Origin of the sequence: Nocardia arthritidis, assembly GCF_011801145.1 — a bacterium.
In the GTDB taxonomy this organism is placed as follows: domain Bacteria; phylum Actinomycetota; class Actinomycetes; order Mycobacteriales; family Mycobacteriaceae; genus Nocardia; species Nocardia arthritidis_A.
This window is the reverse complement of the sequence record NZ_CP046172.1, coordinates 3,456,134-3,472,526: the sequence shown is the minus strand read 5'-3', so window position 1 is coordinate 3,472,526 and position 16,393 is coordinate 3,456,134. Positions and strand designations below refer to the sequence as shown.

Annotated in this window: 12 protein-coding genes and 1 pseudogene; all 13 read right to left on the bottom strand. The window is 67.8% G+C overall.

Going from position 1 to position 16,393, the window contains the following annotated elements:
• Positions 1-461 precede the first annotated feature (461 nt).
• The 13 genes and pseudogenes from ileS to murD all read right to left on the bottom strand — a co-directional run bounded on the left by ileS (position 462) and on the right by murD (position 16,384).
• Positions 462-3,623, bottom strand: coding sequence for an isoleucine--tRNA ligase (gene ileS, locus F5544_RS15530; RefSeq protein ID WP_167473855.1), 3,162 nt, complete (start codon positions 3,621-3,623; stop codon positions 462-464).
• Positions 3,624-3,898: 275 nt separating this feature from the next.
• Positions 3,899-4,099 (bottom strand): hypothetical protein, encoded by a 201-nt coding sequence (locus F5544_RS15525; protein ID WP_167473854.1) that lies wholly within the window; start codon positions 4,097-4,099, stop codon positions 3,899-3,901.
• A 72-nt stretch (positions 4,100-4,171) separates the two neighbouring features.
• Positions 4,172-5,026 carry a DivIVA-like cell division protein Wag31 gene (gene wag31, locus F5544_RS15520; protein ID WP_167473853.1) on the bottom strand — a complete coding sequence of 285 codons (855 nt, stop codon included), beginning with the start codon at positions 5,024-5,026 and terminating at the stop codon, positions 4,172-4,174.
• Positions 5,027-5,095: 69 nt separating this feature from the next.
• The gene (locus tag F5544_RS15515) at positions 5,096-5,398 is read right to left on the bottom strand and encodes a YggT family protein (protein WP_167473852.1); all 303 of its coding nucleotides are present in this window, start codon (positions 5,396-5,398) and stop codon (positions 5,096-5,098) included.
• A gap of 89 nt (positions 5,399-5,487) precedes the next feature.
• Positions 5,488-6,294 carry a cell division protein SepF gene (locus tag F5544_RS15510; protein ID WP_167473851.1) on the bottom strand — a complete coding sequence of 269 codons (807 nt, stop codon included), beginning with the start codon at positions 6,292-6,294 and terminating at the stop codon, positions 5,488-5,490.
• Positions 6,295-6,444: 150 nt separating this feature from the next.
• A complete protein-coding gene (locus F5544_RS15505; RefSeq protein WP_167473850.1) occupies positions 6,445-7,188 on the bottom strand; it encodes a YggS family pyridoxal phosphate-dependent enzyme in 744 nt (247 codons plus the stop codon).
• Positions 7,185-7,919, bottom strand: a complete 735-nt coding sequence (gene pgeF / locus F5544_RS15500; RefSeq protein ID WP_167473849.1) for a peptidoglycan editing factor PgeF — start codon at positions 7,917-7,919, stop codon at positions 7,185-7,187. Before pgeF ends, F5544_RS15505 begins: the two co-directional genes overlap by 4 nt.
• A gap of 333 nt (positions 7,920-8,252) precedes the next feature.
• Complete coding sequence (ftsZ, locus tag F5544_RS15495) at positions 8,253-9,482, bottom strand: cell division protein FtsZ (RefSeq protein WP_167473848.1); 1,230 nt, start codon at positions 9,480-9,482, stop codon at positions 8,253-8,255.
• Positions 9,483-9,812: 330 nt separating this feature from the next.
• Positions 9,813-10,526 carry a cell division protein FtsQ/DivIB gene (locus F5544_RS15490; RefSeq protein ID WP_167473847.1) on the bottom strand — a complete coding sequence of 238 codons (714 nt, stop codon included), beginning with the start codon at positions 10,524-10,526 and terminating at the stop codon, positions 9,813-9,815.
• Between the two features lie 195 nt (positions 10,527-10,721).
• Positions 10,722-12,188 carry a UDP-N-acetylmuramate--L-alanine ligase gene (murC, locus tag F5544_RS15485; RefSeq protein WP_238847453.1) on the bottom strand — a complete coding sequence of 489 codons (1,467 nt, stop codon included), beginning with the start codon at positions 12,186-12,188 and terminating at the stop codon, positions 10,722-10,724.
• An 89-nt stretch (positions 12,189-12,277) separates the two neighbouring features.
• Positions 12,278-13,470 (bottom strand): annotated as a pseudogene (murG, locus tag F5544_RS15480) (undecaprenyldiphospho-muramoylpentapeptide beta-N-acetylglucosaminyltransferase).
• Positions 13,467-14,951, bottom strand: coding sequence for a putative lipid II flippase FtsW (gene ftsW, locus F5544_RS15475; protein ID WP_167473845.1), 1,485 nt, complete (start codon positions 14,949-14,951; stop codon positions 13,467-13,469). The pseudogene murG and the gene ftsW overlap by 4 nt, the downstream one beginning before the upstream one ends.
• Entirely contained in the window at positions 14,948-16,384 is a 1,437-nt protein-coding gene (murD, locus tag F5544_RS15470) for a UDP-N-acetylmuramoyl-L-alanine--D-glutamate ligase (RefSeq protein WP_167479220.1), read from the bottom strand. The genes ftsW and murD overlap by 4 nt, the downstream gene beginning before the upstream one ends.
• Between the last annotated feature and the right edge of the window lie 9 nt (positions 16,385-16,393).

Sequence of the window (16,393 nt, the reverse complement as noted above, 5' to 3'; positions counted from 1 at the left end):
AGACTTCTGTAACAAGAGCAACATTGCCGATTGTGCCGCCGACCTGGTCGACCCGGCAAGGTTTCAGCTAATTTTCAGCATGTGATCTATGTCACATTCAATGGAGGCTAGTCACCCCTCCGAAATCGTCGGCAAGACCGCGAGATTGATCGGCAGGCTTCCCGACTAATCGGCGCGTTCGGTTCTGGTTGCGCCACTACGACGACTTAATCGCCCGAGGTACGCGCGTGGTGCGCTGGCAGGCGGGTCTCGTTCCCACCGAGCGGGACCGGGTCGGCCGTGCTCCCGGTTCGCGGATTACGCCGCACCCCGGCTCTCAGGTGCGCACCCCGTACAGACAACGCACAGTTCGAAGACGGGGTGCGGGAACCCTCTATTCACCTTTGAACACATAGGTATTCGGTTTACCGGGCGTGGTCGGGGCGGGGCCCATCGGCCCCGCCCCGATCAGTCGAGCGACCTCAGTTCTTGGTGACCGATACCCGCACGCCGCCGACCACTTCGGCGGCATCCGCGCCGGGATCGCCGAAAGTGAGCGTGGTGGCGAGGATTTCGCCCGCGATCAGGTCGCGATGCGTCTCGGCCCAGGCCTGGCGGTCGGCGGGGACCTGCAGCACGACGGTGATCCGGTCGGATACGTCGAGGCCGAGCGACTTGCGGGTCTCCTGCAGGTCGCGGATCAGGTCGCGGGCCCAGCCCTCGGCCGCCAATTCCTCGGTGACCACCGAATCCAGCACCACGAGGCCGGCGTTACCCGGCAGCGCGGCGGTCGACTCCGGCTCGGCGGCGACCAGGCGCTGCGTGTACTCCTCCGGCAGCAGCGCGATACCGGCCGCGGTCACCACACCGTCGGCACTCTCGCTCCACTCGCCCGCCTTCACCGCTTTGATCACGGTCTGCACATCCTTGCCGAGGCGCGGGCCCGCGGCCCTGGCGTTGACCACCAGCTCGAAACGGCCGTGCACGGCGACGTCGGTGGTCAGATCCACCTTCTTGACGTTCACCTCGTCGGCGATCAGGTCCGCGTACGGGCGCAACCGCTCGGCATCCGGCGCGGCGATGGTGACCTCGGCCAGCGGCAGGCGCACCCGCAGATTCTGTGCCTTGCGCAGGCTCAGCACCGTCGAGCACACCGTGCGCACCTCGTCCATCGCCGAGACGAGTTCCGAATCACGCGGCAGCTCATCATCTTTCGGCCAGTCGGCCAGATGCACCGACTCCCCGCCGGTCAGCCCGCGCCAGATCACCTCCGAGATCAGCGGCAGCAGCGGCGCGGCCAGCCGGGTGACCACCTCGAGCACGGTGTGCAGAGTGTCCACCGCATCGCGGTCCTCCGCCCAGAACCGCGAACGCGACCGGCGCACATACCAATTCGTCAACGCGTCGGCGAACGAGCGCAGTTCGTCACAGGCGCCCGCGACGTCGTAGACCTCCAGCGCCTCGGTCATCGCGTCCCGGGTCGCGGCCAGCTTGGCCAGGATGTAGCGGTCCAGCACATGCGAGTCCCCGGGTGCGGGTGTCCCGCTAGATACAGTAGTGCGCCACACACCGGGTTTCGACGCGTACAGCTGCAGGAACGTCCACGCGTTCCACAGCGGGCGCAGCGCGTGGCTCACCCCCTCGCGGATGCCGCGCTCCGTGACGATCAGATTGCCGCCGCGCAGAATCGGCGAACTCATCAGGAACCAGCGCATCGCATCGGAGCCGTCCCGGTTGAACACCTCGTTCACATCCGGGTAGTTACCCTTGGACTTGCTCATCTTCAGGCCATCGTCGCCGAGCACGATGCCGTGCGCGACAACGGTTTTGAAGGCCGGGCTGTCGAACAGCGCGGTGGCCAGCACGTGCAGGGTGTAGAACCAGCCGCGGGTCTGCCCGTTGTACTCGACGATGAAATCGCCGGGGAAGTGGCTATCGAACCACTCCTTGTTCTCGAACGGATAGTGCACCTGCGCATACGGCATCGACCCCGATTCGAACCAGCAGTCGAGCACCTCCGGCACCCGGCGCATGGTCGAATTGCCGGTCGGATCATCGGGATTCGGCCGGGTCAGCTCGTCGATCATCGGCCGGTGCAGATCCGTCGGGCGCACGCCGAAGTCGCGTTCCAGCTCGTCCAGCGAGCCGTAGACGTCGACCCGCGGATATGCCGGATCGTCGGACATCCACACCGGAATCGGGCTGCCCCAGTAGCGATTCCGGCTGATGTTCCAGTCCCGCGCGCCCTCCAGCCACTTGCCGAACTGTCCGTCGCGGATATGCTCGGGCACCCAGGTGATCTGCTTGTTCAGCTCGACCATCCGGTCGCGGAACTTGGTCACCGCGACGAACCAGGACGGCACCGCCATATAGATCAGCGGCTGGCCGGAGCGCCAGCTGTGCGGGTACGAGTGCTCGATCGTCTCGTGCCGCAACAGCTTTCCCGCGGCCTTGAGATCCTTGATGATCACCGGGTTGGCGTCGAAGACCATCAGGCCCTCGTACGGCGGCACCATCGAGGTGAACTTGCCGCCCGGATCCAGCGGCTGCACCAGCTCGATTCCGTTGGCGCTCGCCACATCCATATCCTCCTCACCGAAAGCCGGTGCGAGGTGCACGATTCCGGTACCGGAGTCGGTGGTCACGTAGTCGGCGGTGAGCACCCGGTGCGCGCGCGGATGGCCGAGGAAGAAGTCGAATGGCGGACGGTACGCCAGATCGGCGAGCGCCGCGCCGTCGTATTCGCCGAGCACCTCCGGTTCGTCACCGAATTCCCTGGCGTAGTGCGAAACCCGTTCGGCGGCCAGCAGGTAGCGCTTACCGTCGGCACCGCGCAGCTGCACGTACCGGACATCGGGATGCACGGCGATAGCCAGATTCGACGGCAGGGTCCACGGCGTGGTGGTCCAGATCAACGCATTGGCGCCGTCCAGCTCGTGCAGCGGATGGTCGGCGGGAACGGCGAGCACCATATCCACGGTGACCGCCGGATCCTGGCGCATCTTGTACGCGTCGTCGAGCCGGGTTTCCTGATTCGACAGCGGAGTCTGTTCGTACCAGCTGTACGGCAGAACTCGGAAACCCTGGTAGATAAGGCCTTTCTCATACAGCGACTTGAACGCCCACATCACCGACTCCATGAAGTCGAGATCGAGCGTCTTGTAGTCGTTGTCGAAGTCGACCCAGCGGGCCTGACGCGTCACGTAATCGCGCCACTCACCGGTATAGCGCAGCACCGAGGATTTGCACGCGGCATTGAATTCCGCGAGGCCCATCGCATCGATCTGTGATTTGTCCGTGATACCGAGCTGCTTTTCGGCCTCGATTTCCGCGGGCAATCCGTGGCAGTCCCAGCCGAAACGCCGATCGACCCGCTTACCGCGCATGGTCTGGAAACGCGGAACCAGATCTTTGACGTATCCGGTGAGCAAATGGCCGTAATGCGGTAGCCCGTTGGCAAAGGGCGGGCCATCATAGAACACGAATTCCGATGCGCCGGAACGATTTTCGATGCTCCTGCGGAAGGTGTCCGAGGCCGCCCACGCGTCGAGCACGCGGCGCTCCAGATCCGGGAACGAGGCATTGGCGCCGACCCCGAGGTCTACGCGCGGGTATGCGCTGTTCGTGGAAGTTTCGTCCGCCATCGCGGTGCGTCTCCTCGTGCCATGTCGATTCAGTGGGCACGGGGACGATGCCGGCGCGTATGCGCCGAAACCGCGGTACCACCCCGCTTGTCCGGCAGCTCCACCGGACCTCTCGTTACGAGCTGTGACGGGCTCACCCGTTCGGTTCTACTGGGCCACCGGATGATTGCCGGTGCGCTGTTCTTCCGAAGGCTCCCCGGTGATGGCCGGATCGACGCCGTATACATGTTTGATTCTAGCCAGCGTGGTCAAAACAACTAGCGGGGACCCGCCCGCTAACGTTTCGCATGCCGTCCGGGAGGTGGCGCGGCATCTCCGTCCGGCCTGCGCATCGATAGGGCGCTCACCAGCAACAGCACGGCACCGATGACACATACGACGATGCATCCCCACGCCCAGATCACCGATCCGGTGGTCAGCGCGGTCACGAGCAGGGCGAAACCGATCGCGGCAAGGACGAGCGTCAAGACGAGCACAGTGACCCCCTTGGCGTGCCAGGCGGCTCGACAGGACCTCTAGCTACTCGGACTGCTGGCGGCAGGGCGGCCCTACTTACCGCCCTTGACGAAGGTGGCGGGCTGCAGGTTGTTCGCGGTGTCGGCGGCGCCGAATTCGCCACCGTCCACCGGGACGGCCGAACCACGGTTCTCCAACTCCTCGAGCTGCGATTCCAGATACGACTTCAGGCGCACCCGATATTCGCGTTCGAACGTCTTGAGCTGCTCGATCCGGCTCTCCAGCACACTGCGCTGCTGGGTGATGGTCGCCATGATCTCGGTGTGCTTGCGCTCGGCGTCGGCCTGCAGGGAATCGGCCTTCTCCTTGGCCTGCCGTAGCTGATTCTCCGACCGGCTCTGCGCGTCCGACAGCATGGCGTCGGCCTTCTGGCGGGCGTCGGCGATCATCGCCTCGGACCGCGTTCTCGCATCACCGACCAGTCGCTCCGAGTTTGCGCGAGCGTTCGCGAGCAGGCCCTCGGCCTCCGCCTTGGCATCGCTGGTGAGCCGGTCCGCCATTTCCTGGGCGAGGCTGAGCACCTTGGCCGCTTGCAGATTCGCGTCGGCGCCGGGGGCGTCCTTCGGCTGCGCGGCGGGCATCGGCGCGGGCGGCGCCTGCGGCACCGGCGGCTTGATCGGTTCCGGCGGCGGCGGAGGAGCCTGCTGCACAGGGGCTTTCACGGTTTGCGCGACGGGTGCCGGGCCCCGGTTCTTCTTCGCGTCGGCCAGTTCGGCATCCAGTTCGGCAACCCGCTGGCGCAGGTCGGCGTTCTCCTCGATCAGACGTGAGAGCTCCTGCTCGACCAGATCCAGGAAGGCGTCGACTTCGTCCTCGTTGTAGCCGCGCTTCCCGATCGGTGGTTTGCTGAACGCGACGTTGTGCACATCGGCTGGGGTCAGCGGCATCGAAGGATCCCTTCACGCGTCTTTTGGAGATCTAGCAGATCTAGCGAGCAATCTTCTCGGCCCATTCTGTCACACCGGGGCTACTGGTTGCCCGAGCCTGCCCACGATCGACATCAGGATGAAGACGATGAAAAGCAGGACCATAATCGACAGATCCAGGCGAATTCCTCCCAGTGACACCGGGGGTATCAACCGCCTCAGCAGTTTCACCGGAGGATCGGTGATCGTGAAGATCACCTCTAGGATCACGACCACGACGCCGGTAGGACGCCAGTCGCGGGCGAAGTTACGGATGAACTCGACGATCACCCGGCTGATCAGCAACAGCCAGAAGATGAACAGTACGAAGTACAGCACCGCGAACAAGGCCACGAGTTCACTCTGCCCGAAAATCCGCGCCGCGCAAAATGACCGCGCCGCTGAACGGGCGTCCGGTCCGAATCTCCCCCCAGATCACGAGCTTATTTCTGGTTGTAGAACCCGGTTTCGGCGATGCGTCGGCGTTCCTCCGCCGATACGTCGACATCGGCCGGTGAGAGCAGGAACACTTTGGTCGCCACCTTGTCGAACGAACCGCGCAGCGCGAAGGCGAGCCCAGCGGCGAAGTCCACCAACCGCTTTGCGTCGGCATTGCTCAGATCGACCAGATCCATGATCACCGGGTTGCCCTCGCGGAACCGCTCGCCGATGATGCGGGCCTCGCTGTAATCCCGCGGGCGCAGCGTCGTGATCTTGGACAAGGGACCTCCGTCCTCGAAGATCCCCGGCCTGCGGGCGGGTGCGGGCTCGGGGCGCATGCGCTCCTCCAGCCGCCGCTCCTCGGCCTCGGGATCGACGGCGAGCGCACCCCGGGTGGCCCCCCGCAACACCGGCGCGCCACCGCCCGCGCGGAACCGGCCCGACGAGGGCGCCGATTCGATGCGGGTGGGACGCCGCGACGATTCGTACCGATCGTCGCCATAGGGTTCGTCGTAGTCCTCGCGCCGGGATACCGGATATCCGGCCTGATACGGCGATTTGTAAGCGGGCTCCGGGTAATCGGTTTCGTCCTCGAAGCGATCCGAACCGTACCGGTCATCCGCGTAACGGTCGCCGTAACCACCGCGCTCCGAATAGTCACGACGCGACCTGCGCGCGCCGCGATCGTCCGCGCCGCGGGCAGCACGGGACTCCCCGGCCCGCGCGTCGTGTTCGGCGACGTAATCGTCCTCGTAATCCTCGAGCGGAACCATGCCGAAGTACGCCTTGAACTTGTGCAGCGTGCTCATGCTCCCACCTCGCAGGTGGCTTCCCTTACGCCTCGCTCGTTCATTTGGTCGACCTTCCTTCGGCCCCGGTGGCGGCCGGGTGTTGAAGTCTTGCGCAGCCCTCGTCAGTTCCAAGCATATGTGTCGAATGTGACTGATGAGGTTTCTTTGCTACGCCGAGGTTATCGGTCGCGCGCCCATCAAGGCGGTACCGACACGCACAACCGTCGAGCCGTGTTCGATCGCGGATTCCAGATCTCCGGACATTCCTGCGGAAAGTTCCTTCGCATCAGGATGATCGGCGAGCAGCAGCGTGTGCAAAGTCGCAAGTCGCGCAAATGAACTATCAGACTCAGCCCCCAGCGGGGGAATGGCCATCAGTCCCGCCAATCGCAGCCCGGGGGCGGCGGCCACCCGATCGGCAAGCGGCCCAATGTTTTCGGGGCTTACCCCACCCCGATCCGGATCGTTGTCGAGGCTTACCTGAAGCAGAATACGAACCGGTTCGGTCCGTTCCCCGGCGTCGAGCGCGGCCGTCGCCGCGGCGTCAAGAGCCGTTGCCAGACGTTCGCTGTCGACCGAATGCACGGTGTGTGCCCAGCGGGCCACATGGCGGGCCTTGTTGCGTTGCAACCGACCGATCATGTGCCACTGGATATCCCGCAGCCCGGCGAGCTCCACGACCTTCCCGGTGGCCTCCTGCTCCCTGGATTCGCCGAATTCGCGGCGGCCGATGCGGTACAGGATCTCCACGTCGGAGGCCGGGAAGAACTTCGTCACCGGCAGCAGGCGGACCGAACCCGGATCGCGGCCCGCCGCGGCGCACGCCGCATCGATCCGGGCCAGCAATGCGTCCAGATTGGCCGACAGCTCGGCCGTACGGCGGTCGACGGCCTGTGGCGCAACCGAATTCATGCTCGCTCCCCCGTCTGCATCCAGATCACCCCGCCGAGCCGCCCGGTCGGCGCACCCCTGCGGTGGCTGAACAGCGTGCGATCCTCGATGGTGCAGCGCGGGTCGATGGCGACCGCGCCGACACCGGCCTCGGTGAGCTGCCTGCGGATGCCCGCACGCAGATCGAGGGCCGGGGTGCCGCGCACCGTCGTCGTCGCGCTGCCCGGCAGATGGGCCTCCACGTCGTCGCGCATATCGGCGGGCACCTCGTACTGGCGGCCGGAGGCCGCGGGGCCGAGGAAGGCGCCGATGCGGTCCATCCTGGCTCCCACGGACAGCATCGCGTCGAGAACCCTTGGCACGATGCCGATCCGGGCGCCGATACGGCCCGCGTGCACGGCCGCGATCACGCCCGCCTCGTCATCGGACAGCAGGATCGGCACACAGTCGGCGGTGAGCACCACGAGCGCGAGACCGGGAACCGTGGTCACCAGCGCGTCGGTGGCCGGGACGGGTTCCTGGCGCGGCCCGTCGACGATTTCGACATTGCGGCCGTGGATCTGTTCCATCCAGACCAGTCGCTCCGGCGCGAGGCCGATCCCCTCTGCCAGCCGGGTCCGGTTGCGCCGCACCGTGGCCGGGTCGTCCCCGACGTGGTCTCCGAGATTGAACGAGTCGTAGGGCGGGGCGGAGAAGCCGCCAGCCCGCGTTGTCGTCACCCGTCGAACGGTGAGAGTCGGCGCAGATGTCATGCGACCGAGAGTAATAGGACTCCCCCGGCTCCCCGCTCCCCCGCCTCTCCACTCCCCCGCCCCTCCGCGACTTCTCGCCGGTCGTGAGAGCCGCCGGACTTGGTCACCGGGCCGACGGTAGTCTGTCTGGCCCGGTTATGGGCGTACCCGGCGAGTTACCCATGTGCTTACGAAATCACCTGTCACCCTGTGGAGATCACCGTCACCCTGTGGAGCTCGGACTCCCCGCTCCGCGCTCCACAACTGCCCCTCACCCCCGGTGAAAGCCGGGATGCACCACACCTTTTGGATCCCACAGCACCGAAGGGCCGGCGCCGATAGCTAGCTATCGACCTAACCGCGGCGCATGAACGACGGGACGTCGACATCGTCGTCATCGTCGCCGGCGTCGGGGGGTTCGATATGCGAGCGGCTGTTGCCGGAGACCGTCGGCTCGGCGAGGCGGGCCCGCTCGGACTCCCGGTAGCTCGGGATGCCGCGAGTGGTGCCGGACGTGGTGCTCGTACCGGTTTCGGTGCGCGCGGCTACCTCGCTGGACCGGCCCGCGGAGATCTCGCCCGCCCGGCCGGAGCCGATGTGGCTGCGGGTGGTGGTGTCGAAGGTGCGCCGGGCCGGGCCGCCGCCGTCGAAACCCGCGGCGATGACGGTGACCCGCACCTCGTCGCCGAGCGAATCGTCGATCACGGTGCCGAAGATGATGTTGGCCTCGATATGCGCGGCCTCCTGCACCAGCGAGGCGGCCTCGTTGATCTCGAACAGGCCGAGATCCGAACCGCCCGCGATCGAGAGCAGCACGCCGTGCGCGCCATCCATCGACGCCTCGAGCAGCGGCGAATTGATCGCCGCCTCCGCCGCTTTCACCGAGCGGCCCTCACCGCGCGCCGAGCCGATGCCCATCAGCGCGCTGCCCGCACCGGACATCACGCTCTTGACGTCGGCGAAGTCGACGTTGATCAGGCCGGGGGTGGTGATCAGGTCGGTGATGCCCTGGACACCGTTGAGCAGCACCTCGTCCGCGGAGCGGAACGCGTCCATCAGGCTCACCGCGGCGTCGCCGAGCTGCAGCAGCCGGTCGTTCGGGATGACGATGAGGGTGTCGCAGGATTCGCGCAGCAGGTTTATCCCAACCTCGGCCTGGTTGCCTCTGCGCTTGCCCTCGAACGAGAACGGCCGGGTGACAACGCCGATGGTGAGCGCGCCGAGCTTGCGGGCGATGCTGGCCACCACCGGCGCGCCGCCGGTGCCGGTACCGCCGCCCTCACCGGCGGTGACGAAGACCATGTCGGCGCCCTTGAGCACCTCCTCGATCTCGTCCTTGTGGTCTTCGGCGGCCTTGCGGCCGACCTCGGGATCGGCACCGGCGCCGAGACCGCGGGTGAGCTCACGGCCGACGTCGAGTTTGACGTCGGCATCGCTCATCAGCAGCGCCTGCGCGTCGGTGTTGACGGCGATGAACTCGACTCCCTTGAGTCCCTGTTCGATCATCCGGTTGACGGCGTTCACGCCGCCGCCGCCGATACCGACGACCTTGATCACTGCAAGGTAGTTGTGCGGGGGCGTCATGGGCTCTCGCCTTCCTTCGATCTAAAGCCTGTCGTTTGCGGATTCGAGACATCGTCTGCTCGGGACGGCTTCATCGCAGCGATCCGCCTCCCGGGCAAACCCTAAACCTCAACCATAGGGTTAGTGTTATGTCAAGTATCCGACTGGTGCGGAACGCTATTCGCAGCCGCCGCGATCCGCGTGCAGGCGCGCCGAAACGAGTGACAGAATCTTGTGTGATCCCTCTCGTCTCGCCGCGCAACACACCGTATCGTAGGACGGTTGCCCCCCTGGCCCGGCGTTTCCGCGGCGGCGATCCGCCGAAAATTCCCTGGGCACAATGAGTATCGATCACTTTACCGTGACCAGATTCGGACTCGAAACGTCGAATACGGTTCCTTCGCGCGTCAACAGGGGAACCACCACCGCCGCCTTGCGCTGTCCGTCGTTCGCACCGCCCCACACCACCGTGCGACCGTCCTTCAGGTTCAGCGAGATATCCGAAATCGACCGTGCCACAACCTCGCTCACCTGGATGCCGAGCGAGGGCGGCAGTATCGCGAGCACCGCGACCGCCGCATCGGTCACCGGATCGCTCGCGCCGGGATGGGGGGTGATCAGCTTGGGCACGCCGATCGGCGGCGCCTCGATCGAGTACTCCACGCTCTGCGCGTCCACCAGGTGGGCGCCCTGCGGGCTGTCGAAGTACAGCACCGGAACGCGTTCGACCACCGTCACCTTCACCGTCGACGGGAACTCCCGCCGCACCCGCACCGACCGCACCTTGGGCAGCGCGGCGACCCGCCGGGCCATCGCCTCGGTATCGATCCGCAACATCGAACGGCCCTCGGGAATTTCGAGCAGCTCGCGCACCTGATCCTCGGAAACCGCTACCGCGCCGTCGATCTCGACCGTGCGCACCGACAGCACCGGGGTGAACCAGGCGATCGCCGCGAGCGCGATCAACACGACCACCGCGATCGCACCCCACAGCCGGACGCGCCGCACCGCCCTCGGGCTCAACCCGCCGGGCGGGCGGATGCGGCGGGTGAACGCGGGCGCCATCGCGTGCTCACCGCCCGTACTGTGTCGAATCGGCGGCGCTCGCTTGTCCCTGCGTGGTCACGCTCCGCTGCCGCCTCCGGTCCTGACGCTCGCGCCGCAGTGCTGAATCGGCGGCACTCGCTTGTCCCTGCGTGGTCACGCTCCGCTGCCGCCTCCGGTCCTGACGCTCGCGCCGCGGTGCTGAATCGGCGGCGCTCACGCTCCGCCACCTCCTCCGGGCCCGGAATTCGCGCCGCGCGGACGCGCCCTGAGCCCGTCGAGGATCTGGCTGCCGAGCATGGTCACATCGCCGGCGCCCATGGTGATCACCACATCGCCGGGCAGCGCGAGCGCGGCGACCTGACGGCCCACCCGCGACATATCCGGTTGGTAGTGAACGGGTTTGGTGACGGCCTGGGCCACCAGCGCGCCGTTCACTCCTGGCAGCGGCTCCTCCCGCGCGCCGTAGACGTCGAGCACGACCACCTCGTCGGCCAGGCTCAGCGCCGCGCCGAAGTCCGCGGCGAAGGTGGCGGTGCGGCTGTAGAGGTGCGGCTGGAAGACGACGATGACCCGGCCCTGCCTGGACCGTGCGCCGTCGCGCGCCTCCTGCTGGACCAGCTCCGCCGCGGCGCTGAGCACCGCGCGCACCTCGGTGGGGTGGTGGGCGTAATCGTCGAAGACGCGCACGCCGTTCTCCCGCCCGGTGAACTGGAAGCGCCGGTGCACACCGCCGAAACCCTCCAGCCCCTGCACGATCTCGTCGACATCCGCGCCCGACGCACGGGCCGCGAGCAGCGCGGCGAGCGCGTTCAGCGCCATATGCCTGCCGGGCACCGACAGCCGCAGCGACCGCGGGCCCGGCTCGTCGCTCAGCTGGAACTGCGCGACGCCGCCGACATCCCTCGGCTCCCAGCTGTGCAGCCGGACGCCGACCGGAACCGGCGCGTCGGCGAGTTCGCCGGAGCCGTAGCCGAGCACCCGCACGCCCTTCGCGGCCAGGCGCGGGCCGACGCGTTCGGCCAGCGCGCGCGAACCCGGGTCGTCGAGGCAGACCACCAGCAGCCCGCCCGGACCGAGCCGGTCCGCGAAATCGTCGAATACCTGGGTGTACGCCTCGGCGGATCCGAAGAAGTCCAGATGGTCGGATTCGATATTGGTGACCACCGCGACATCCGGGTCGTACTGCAGCAGCGAACCGTCGCTCTCATCGGCCTCGGCCACGAAGATGTCGCCGGTGCCGTGGTGGGCGTTGGTGCCCGCCTCGTTCAACTCGCCGCCCACCGCGAACGACGGATCGGAGCCGCAGTGCTGCAGCGCGACGATCAGCATCGAGGTGGTCGAGGTCTTGCCGTGCGTACCCGACACCAGCAGGGTGCGGTGTCCCTGCATCAGCGAGGCCAGCACCGCCGGGCGCAGCAGCACCGGGATATCGCGCCGATTCGCCTCCACCAGTTCGGGATTCGTCTTCGGGATGGCGGCGTAGGTGGTCACCACCGCGGTCGGGCCGCCGGGCAGCAGATCGAGCGCGCTGGCGTCGTGACCGATGCGGACCTGGGCGCCGCGGGCCCGCAACGCGAGCACACCGCGGCTCTCCTTGGCGTCCGAACCGGAGACCGCGCCGCCGCGGGACAGCAGAATCCGCGCGATACCGGACATTCCTGCACCGCCGATGCCGACCATATGCACCCGCCGCAGCGCGGGCGGCAGCTCGGAACGTTTGTCGCGCGCGGCGCCGTCGCTGTCCGGTCCGGCGTTGTCGAACCCAGCACTCACCGGCCCGCGACCTCCACGGCGATGCGCGCGACCGCGTCGGCGGCGTCGCGGTGGCCTGCGCCTGCCGCGGCGCGACCCATCTCGATCAGCCGTGCTGAGTCCATGAGCAGCGGGATCACCTCGTCGATCACGTATTTCGGGGTCAGCTCCGAATCGGGGACAATTCTGCCACCACCCTTGCGGACGACGGGTGCGGCATTGAACTCCTGCTCGCCGTTACCGTGCGGCAGCGGCACATAGAACGCGGGCAGCCCGACCGCCGACACCTCGGCGACGGTCATCGCGCCGGAACGGCACACGGTCGCGTCGGCGGCGGCCAGGGCCAGATCCATCCGGGAAAGATACGGCACGGCGACGTAGCGCGCGGGCCCATCCCCGCTGTGCCGATTCCCGGGTCGCTTCGCTCCTGCCCGCCGGGGACAGTCAAACTGTTCTTCGGCCCGTGCGCGTGCAGCACCGAGATGCCCGCGGCCAAAAGCTGTGGCGCGGCACCGGATACCGCCTCGTTGAGGCTGCGCGCACCCTGTGAACCGCCGGTGACCAGCAGCACCGGGCCGTCGGCGGGCAGCCCGAAATGCGCGCGGGCCTCCGCGCGCAGGGCCGCGCGGTCGAGCGAGGTGATGGATTCGCGCACCGGAATGCCGATCACCTCGGCCCGCGGCAATCCCGAATCCGGCACCGCGGCAAGCACTCTGGCGGCCCGCCTGGCGCCGATCTTGTTGGCGATACCCGCCTTGGCATTGGCCTCGTGCACGATCACTGGCACCCGGCGCCTGCGGCCAAGCACACCGGCGCCCGCGGCCAGGTACGCGGGCAGTGCGACGTATCCGCCGAATCCGATGATCACATCGGCCTGTACGGCGTCGAGCACCGCGCGGGTGCGGGCCACCGACGCGCGCACCCGGCCGGGCAGGCGCAGCAGGTCGGCGGTCGGCTTGCGGGGCAACGGAACCGGCGGAATCAGCTCCAGCGGATATCCGCGCTCCGGAATGATCTTGGTCTCCAGTCCCCGCTGGGTGCCGAGCGCGGTCACCCGGATCGCGGGGTCCAGCTTGCGCAGCGCGTCGGCGACGGCGAGCGCGGGTTCGATATGACCCGCGGTACCACCGCCCGCGACGATCACCGACAGAGTCGGCCGGGTCGGCTCGGCGGCGCTGCGCTCTCGCGCTCCGGTACCGCGGTCACTCACCTGGATCTACCCCGTTCTCTCGCATGTGGCATCGGATAGTTCGGCTCCCAGGCCCTGGTCGCCCGGGCCGAACTGGTGCCCCGGCTCTCCGGAACCCGGCGGCCCGGCTCCGGGCCACGCTCGATTCTCCTCGACGGTAGCGCCGCCTGCCGCGCGCGCTGCGACGCGGCCGCCCGCGCCCTGGCGTTGGCGGCCTTGGCATTCGAGTTTGCCTTGGCCTTCGCCGCCGAGCGGGCCCTGGCCGCATCGGCCCGGGCGGGGGAATATACCTCGGGTTTCGGCAATCTCAGCAATCGGCTGACCCGGCCGTCCTGGCCCGCGTGCAGCGCGGCCACCGCCTCCGGTTCGTGCCGGGCGGCATTGGCGATGATGCCGAACATGAGCAGCGTGATGGCAAGCGAGGAGCCGCCCGCCGATACCAGCGGCAGCTGCAGGCCGGTCACCGGGAGCAGGTTCACCACGTACCCGATATTGATCAGCGCCTGGCCGGTGATCCAGGTGGTCGCGGTGGCGGTGAGCAACCGCAGGAACGGGTCCACCGAACGGCTGGCGATCCGCAGACCGGTGTAGACGAACAGCGCGAACAGTCCGAGCACCACAGCGCAGCCGAGAAAGCCGAGCTCCTCGCCGATGATGGCGAAGATGAAGTCGTTGTGCGCGTTGGGCAGATAGCTCCACTTGGCCCGGCTCTGACCGAGGCCGCGGCCGAGGATCCCGCCGTCGGCCAGTGAGTAAAGCGCCTGGCGCGCTTGGTAATTGATGCCCTGCGGATCGTCACCCGGATTGAAGAACGCGCGCATGCGGTCGGATCGATAGCCGGCCGAGAGCGCGAGCACGCCCGCGGCGATAAAGCCGGAGGCCGCGATGGTCACGAACAACCGCACCGGCAGCCCGCCGAACCACAGCAGCGCCGAGAGCACGATGCCGAGCGCGATGGTGGTGGACAGATTGGGCTGCCACATGACGAGCACACACACCAGCAGACCCGCGGGCACCAGCGGCACCAGGATCTCGCGCAGGCTCGCCTGCTCGGACCGGCGCGAGGCGAGCAGATGCGCGCCCCACACCACCAGCGCCACCTTCACGATCTCCGACGGCTGCACCGATATCGGGCCGAGCACGAACCAGCGCCGCGCACCCTGCACCTTGGTGCCGATGCCCGGGATCAGCACCAGCACCAGCGCGAGCACCGACATCGCGAACACCGGAAAAGACCACTGCCGCAACCGTTTCAGCGACACCCGCAACGCCAGGTAGAAGAGTACGCACCCGATCGCCGCGAACATGGCCTGCTGGAGGAACAGCGAATACGCCGATTCGCCCTCGTGCACCGCCTCGACGCTGGACGCCGAAAGCACCATCACCAGACCGAGCACGGTGAGCAGGGTCGCGATGGTGACGACCAGATGGAAGGATGCGAGCGGCCGCGCCAGCCAAGCCCCGAACCGAGTACCCACCTGCCGCTTACGCCGCTCCGTCATAGCTGCCGCCCGATGTCACCGTCTTCCAAAGCGTCGACCGCGGCGGCGAAGCTGCGCCCGCGATGCGTGTAATCGGCGAACATATCCAACGACGCGGCCGCGGGGGCCAGCAGCACGGTGTCACCGCGCCGGGCGAACCCGGCCGCGACCTTGACGGCTCGGGCCATGACGGCATCGGCCTTGTCGGCAGTCGAGTCACGCATCAGTGCATCGTCTCCCGAGTCGACCTCGACGACGGGGACCTCGGGCGCGTGTCGCGCCAACGCGGCGGCGATCACCGGCGCGTCGGCCCCGATCAACACCGCGGCGACCAAGCGTTCGGCGACCTCTTCGATCAAATCCTCGATGCTCGCGCCCTTCAACTGCCCGCCGGCCAGCCACACCACCTGCTGGTGCGCCAGGATCGCCGAGCGCGCGGCATGCGGGTTGGTGGCCTTGGAGTCATCGATGAATTCGACGCCCGCCACCTCGCGCACGAACGCCGACCGGTGCGGGCCGACCTTGTGCTCGATCAAACCCTCGCGCACGAACTGCGGCGCGACATCGATCGCCCTGGTGAGCGCGGCAGCAGCCAGCGCGTCGGCGACACCGGCGGGACCCTGCGGGCTGATATCGCCCGCCTCGGCGAGGATCGCGGCCTTGGTGAAGGCGCGGTCGAGCAGCTTTCCGTCGACGACACCCAATTCGCCGTCGGCGGGGACGCCGACCCGGAAGCCGACGGTCCGTCGCGCCTTCGAGCGACGGGCCAGCGAGGCGGCCACCGGATCGTCGAGGCCGACGACGCCGATGCGGCCCGTCAACGCCCTGGCCTTCGCGGCGGCGTAGGCGTCGAGGCTGCCGTGCCAGTCGAGGTGATCCTCGGCCACGTTCAGCACGACGCCCGCCTCGGGCCGCACCGAAGGGGCCCAATGCAATTGGAACGACGACAGCTCCACCGCGAGCACCTGCGGACCCGGGTTGCGGCGCAGCGCGTCCAGGATGGGCAGCCCGATATTGCCGCACGCGACGCTGGCGATACCGGCCGCGCGCAGGATCGAGTGCACCATCGAGGTGGTGGTGGTCTTGCCGTTGGTGCCGGTCACCACCAGCCACTTGCGCACCGGGCCGTAGATCCTGGCCTGGTCGACCCACCAGGCGAATTCGACATCGCCCCACACCGGGGTGCCCTCGGCGACCGCGGCCGCCAGCACCGGCGAATCCGGTCGCCAGCCGGGGCTGGTGATGACCAGCGCGAACCGGCTCCAATCGGTGGATTCCAGCGACACCGAGGTGGCCACGTCCAAACCGAGACCGGCGGCCTCGGACAGCGCGGCCGCACCGGCGTCGGTGACCACCGGGCGCGCGCCGATATCGCGCAGCGGTTCGATCAGCGACCGACCGGATACGCCCCAGCCCGCGACGAGAACGTCACGGCCGCGCAGGAATTCGAGCATGGGCCCCGG

Coding starts and splice junctions, on each gene's coding strand:
- ftsW (WP_167473845.1), bottom strand. CDS start 14,951: ATGACGGAGCGGCGTAAGCGGCAGGTGGGTACTCGGTTCGGGGCTTGG.
- wag31 (WP_167473853.1), bottom strand. CDS start 5,026: ATGCCGCTGACCCCAGCCGATGTGCACAACGTCGCGTTCAGCAAACCA.
- ftsZ (WP_167473848.1), bottom strand. CDS start 9,482: ATGACGCCCCCGCACAACTACCTTGCAGTGATCAAGGTCGTCGGTATC.
- F5544_RS15505 (WP_167473850.1), bottom strand. CDS start 7,188: ATGAATTCGGTTGCGCCACAGGCCGTCGACCGCCGTACGGCCGAGCTG.
- pgeF (WP_167473849.1), bottom strand. CDS start 7,919: ATGACATCTGCGCCGACTCTCACCGTTCGACGGGTGACGACAACGCGG.
- murC (WP_238847453.1), bottom strand. CDS start 12,188: ATGGTCGGCATCGGCGGTGCAGGAATGTCCGGTATCGCGCGGATTCTG.
- F5544_RS15490 (WP_167473847.1), bottom strand. CDS start 10,526: ATGGCGCCCGCGTTCACCCGCCGCATCCGCCCGCCCGGCGGGTTGAGC.
- F5544_RS15510 (WP_167473851.1), bottom strand. CDS start 6,294: ATGAGCACGCTGCACAAGTTCAAGGCGTACTTCGGCATGGTTCCGCTC.
- murD (WP_167479220.1), bottom strand. CDS start 16,384: ATGCTCGAATTCCTGCGCGGCCGTGACGTTCTCGTCGCGGGCTGGGGC.
- ileS (WP_167473855.1), bottom strand. CDS start 3,623: ATGGCGGACGAAACTTCCACGAACAGCGCATACCCGCGCGTAGACCTC.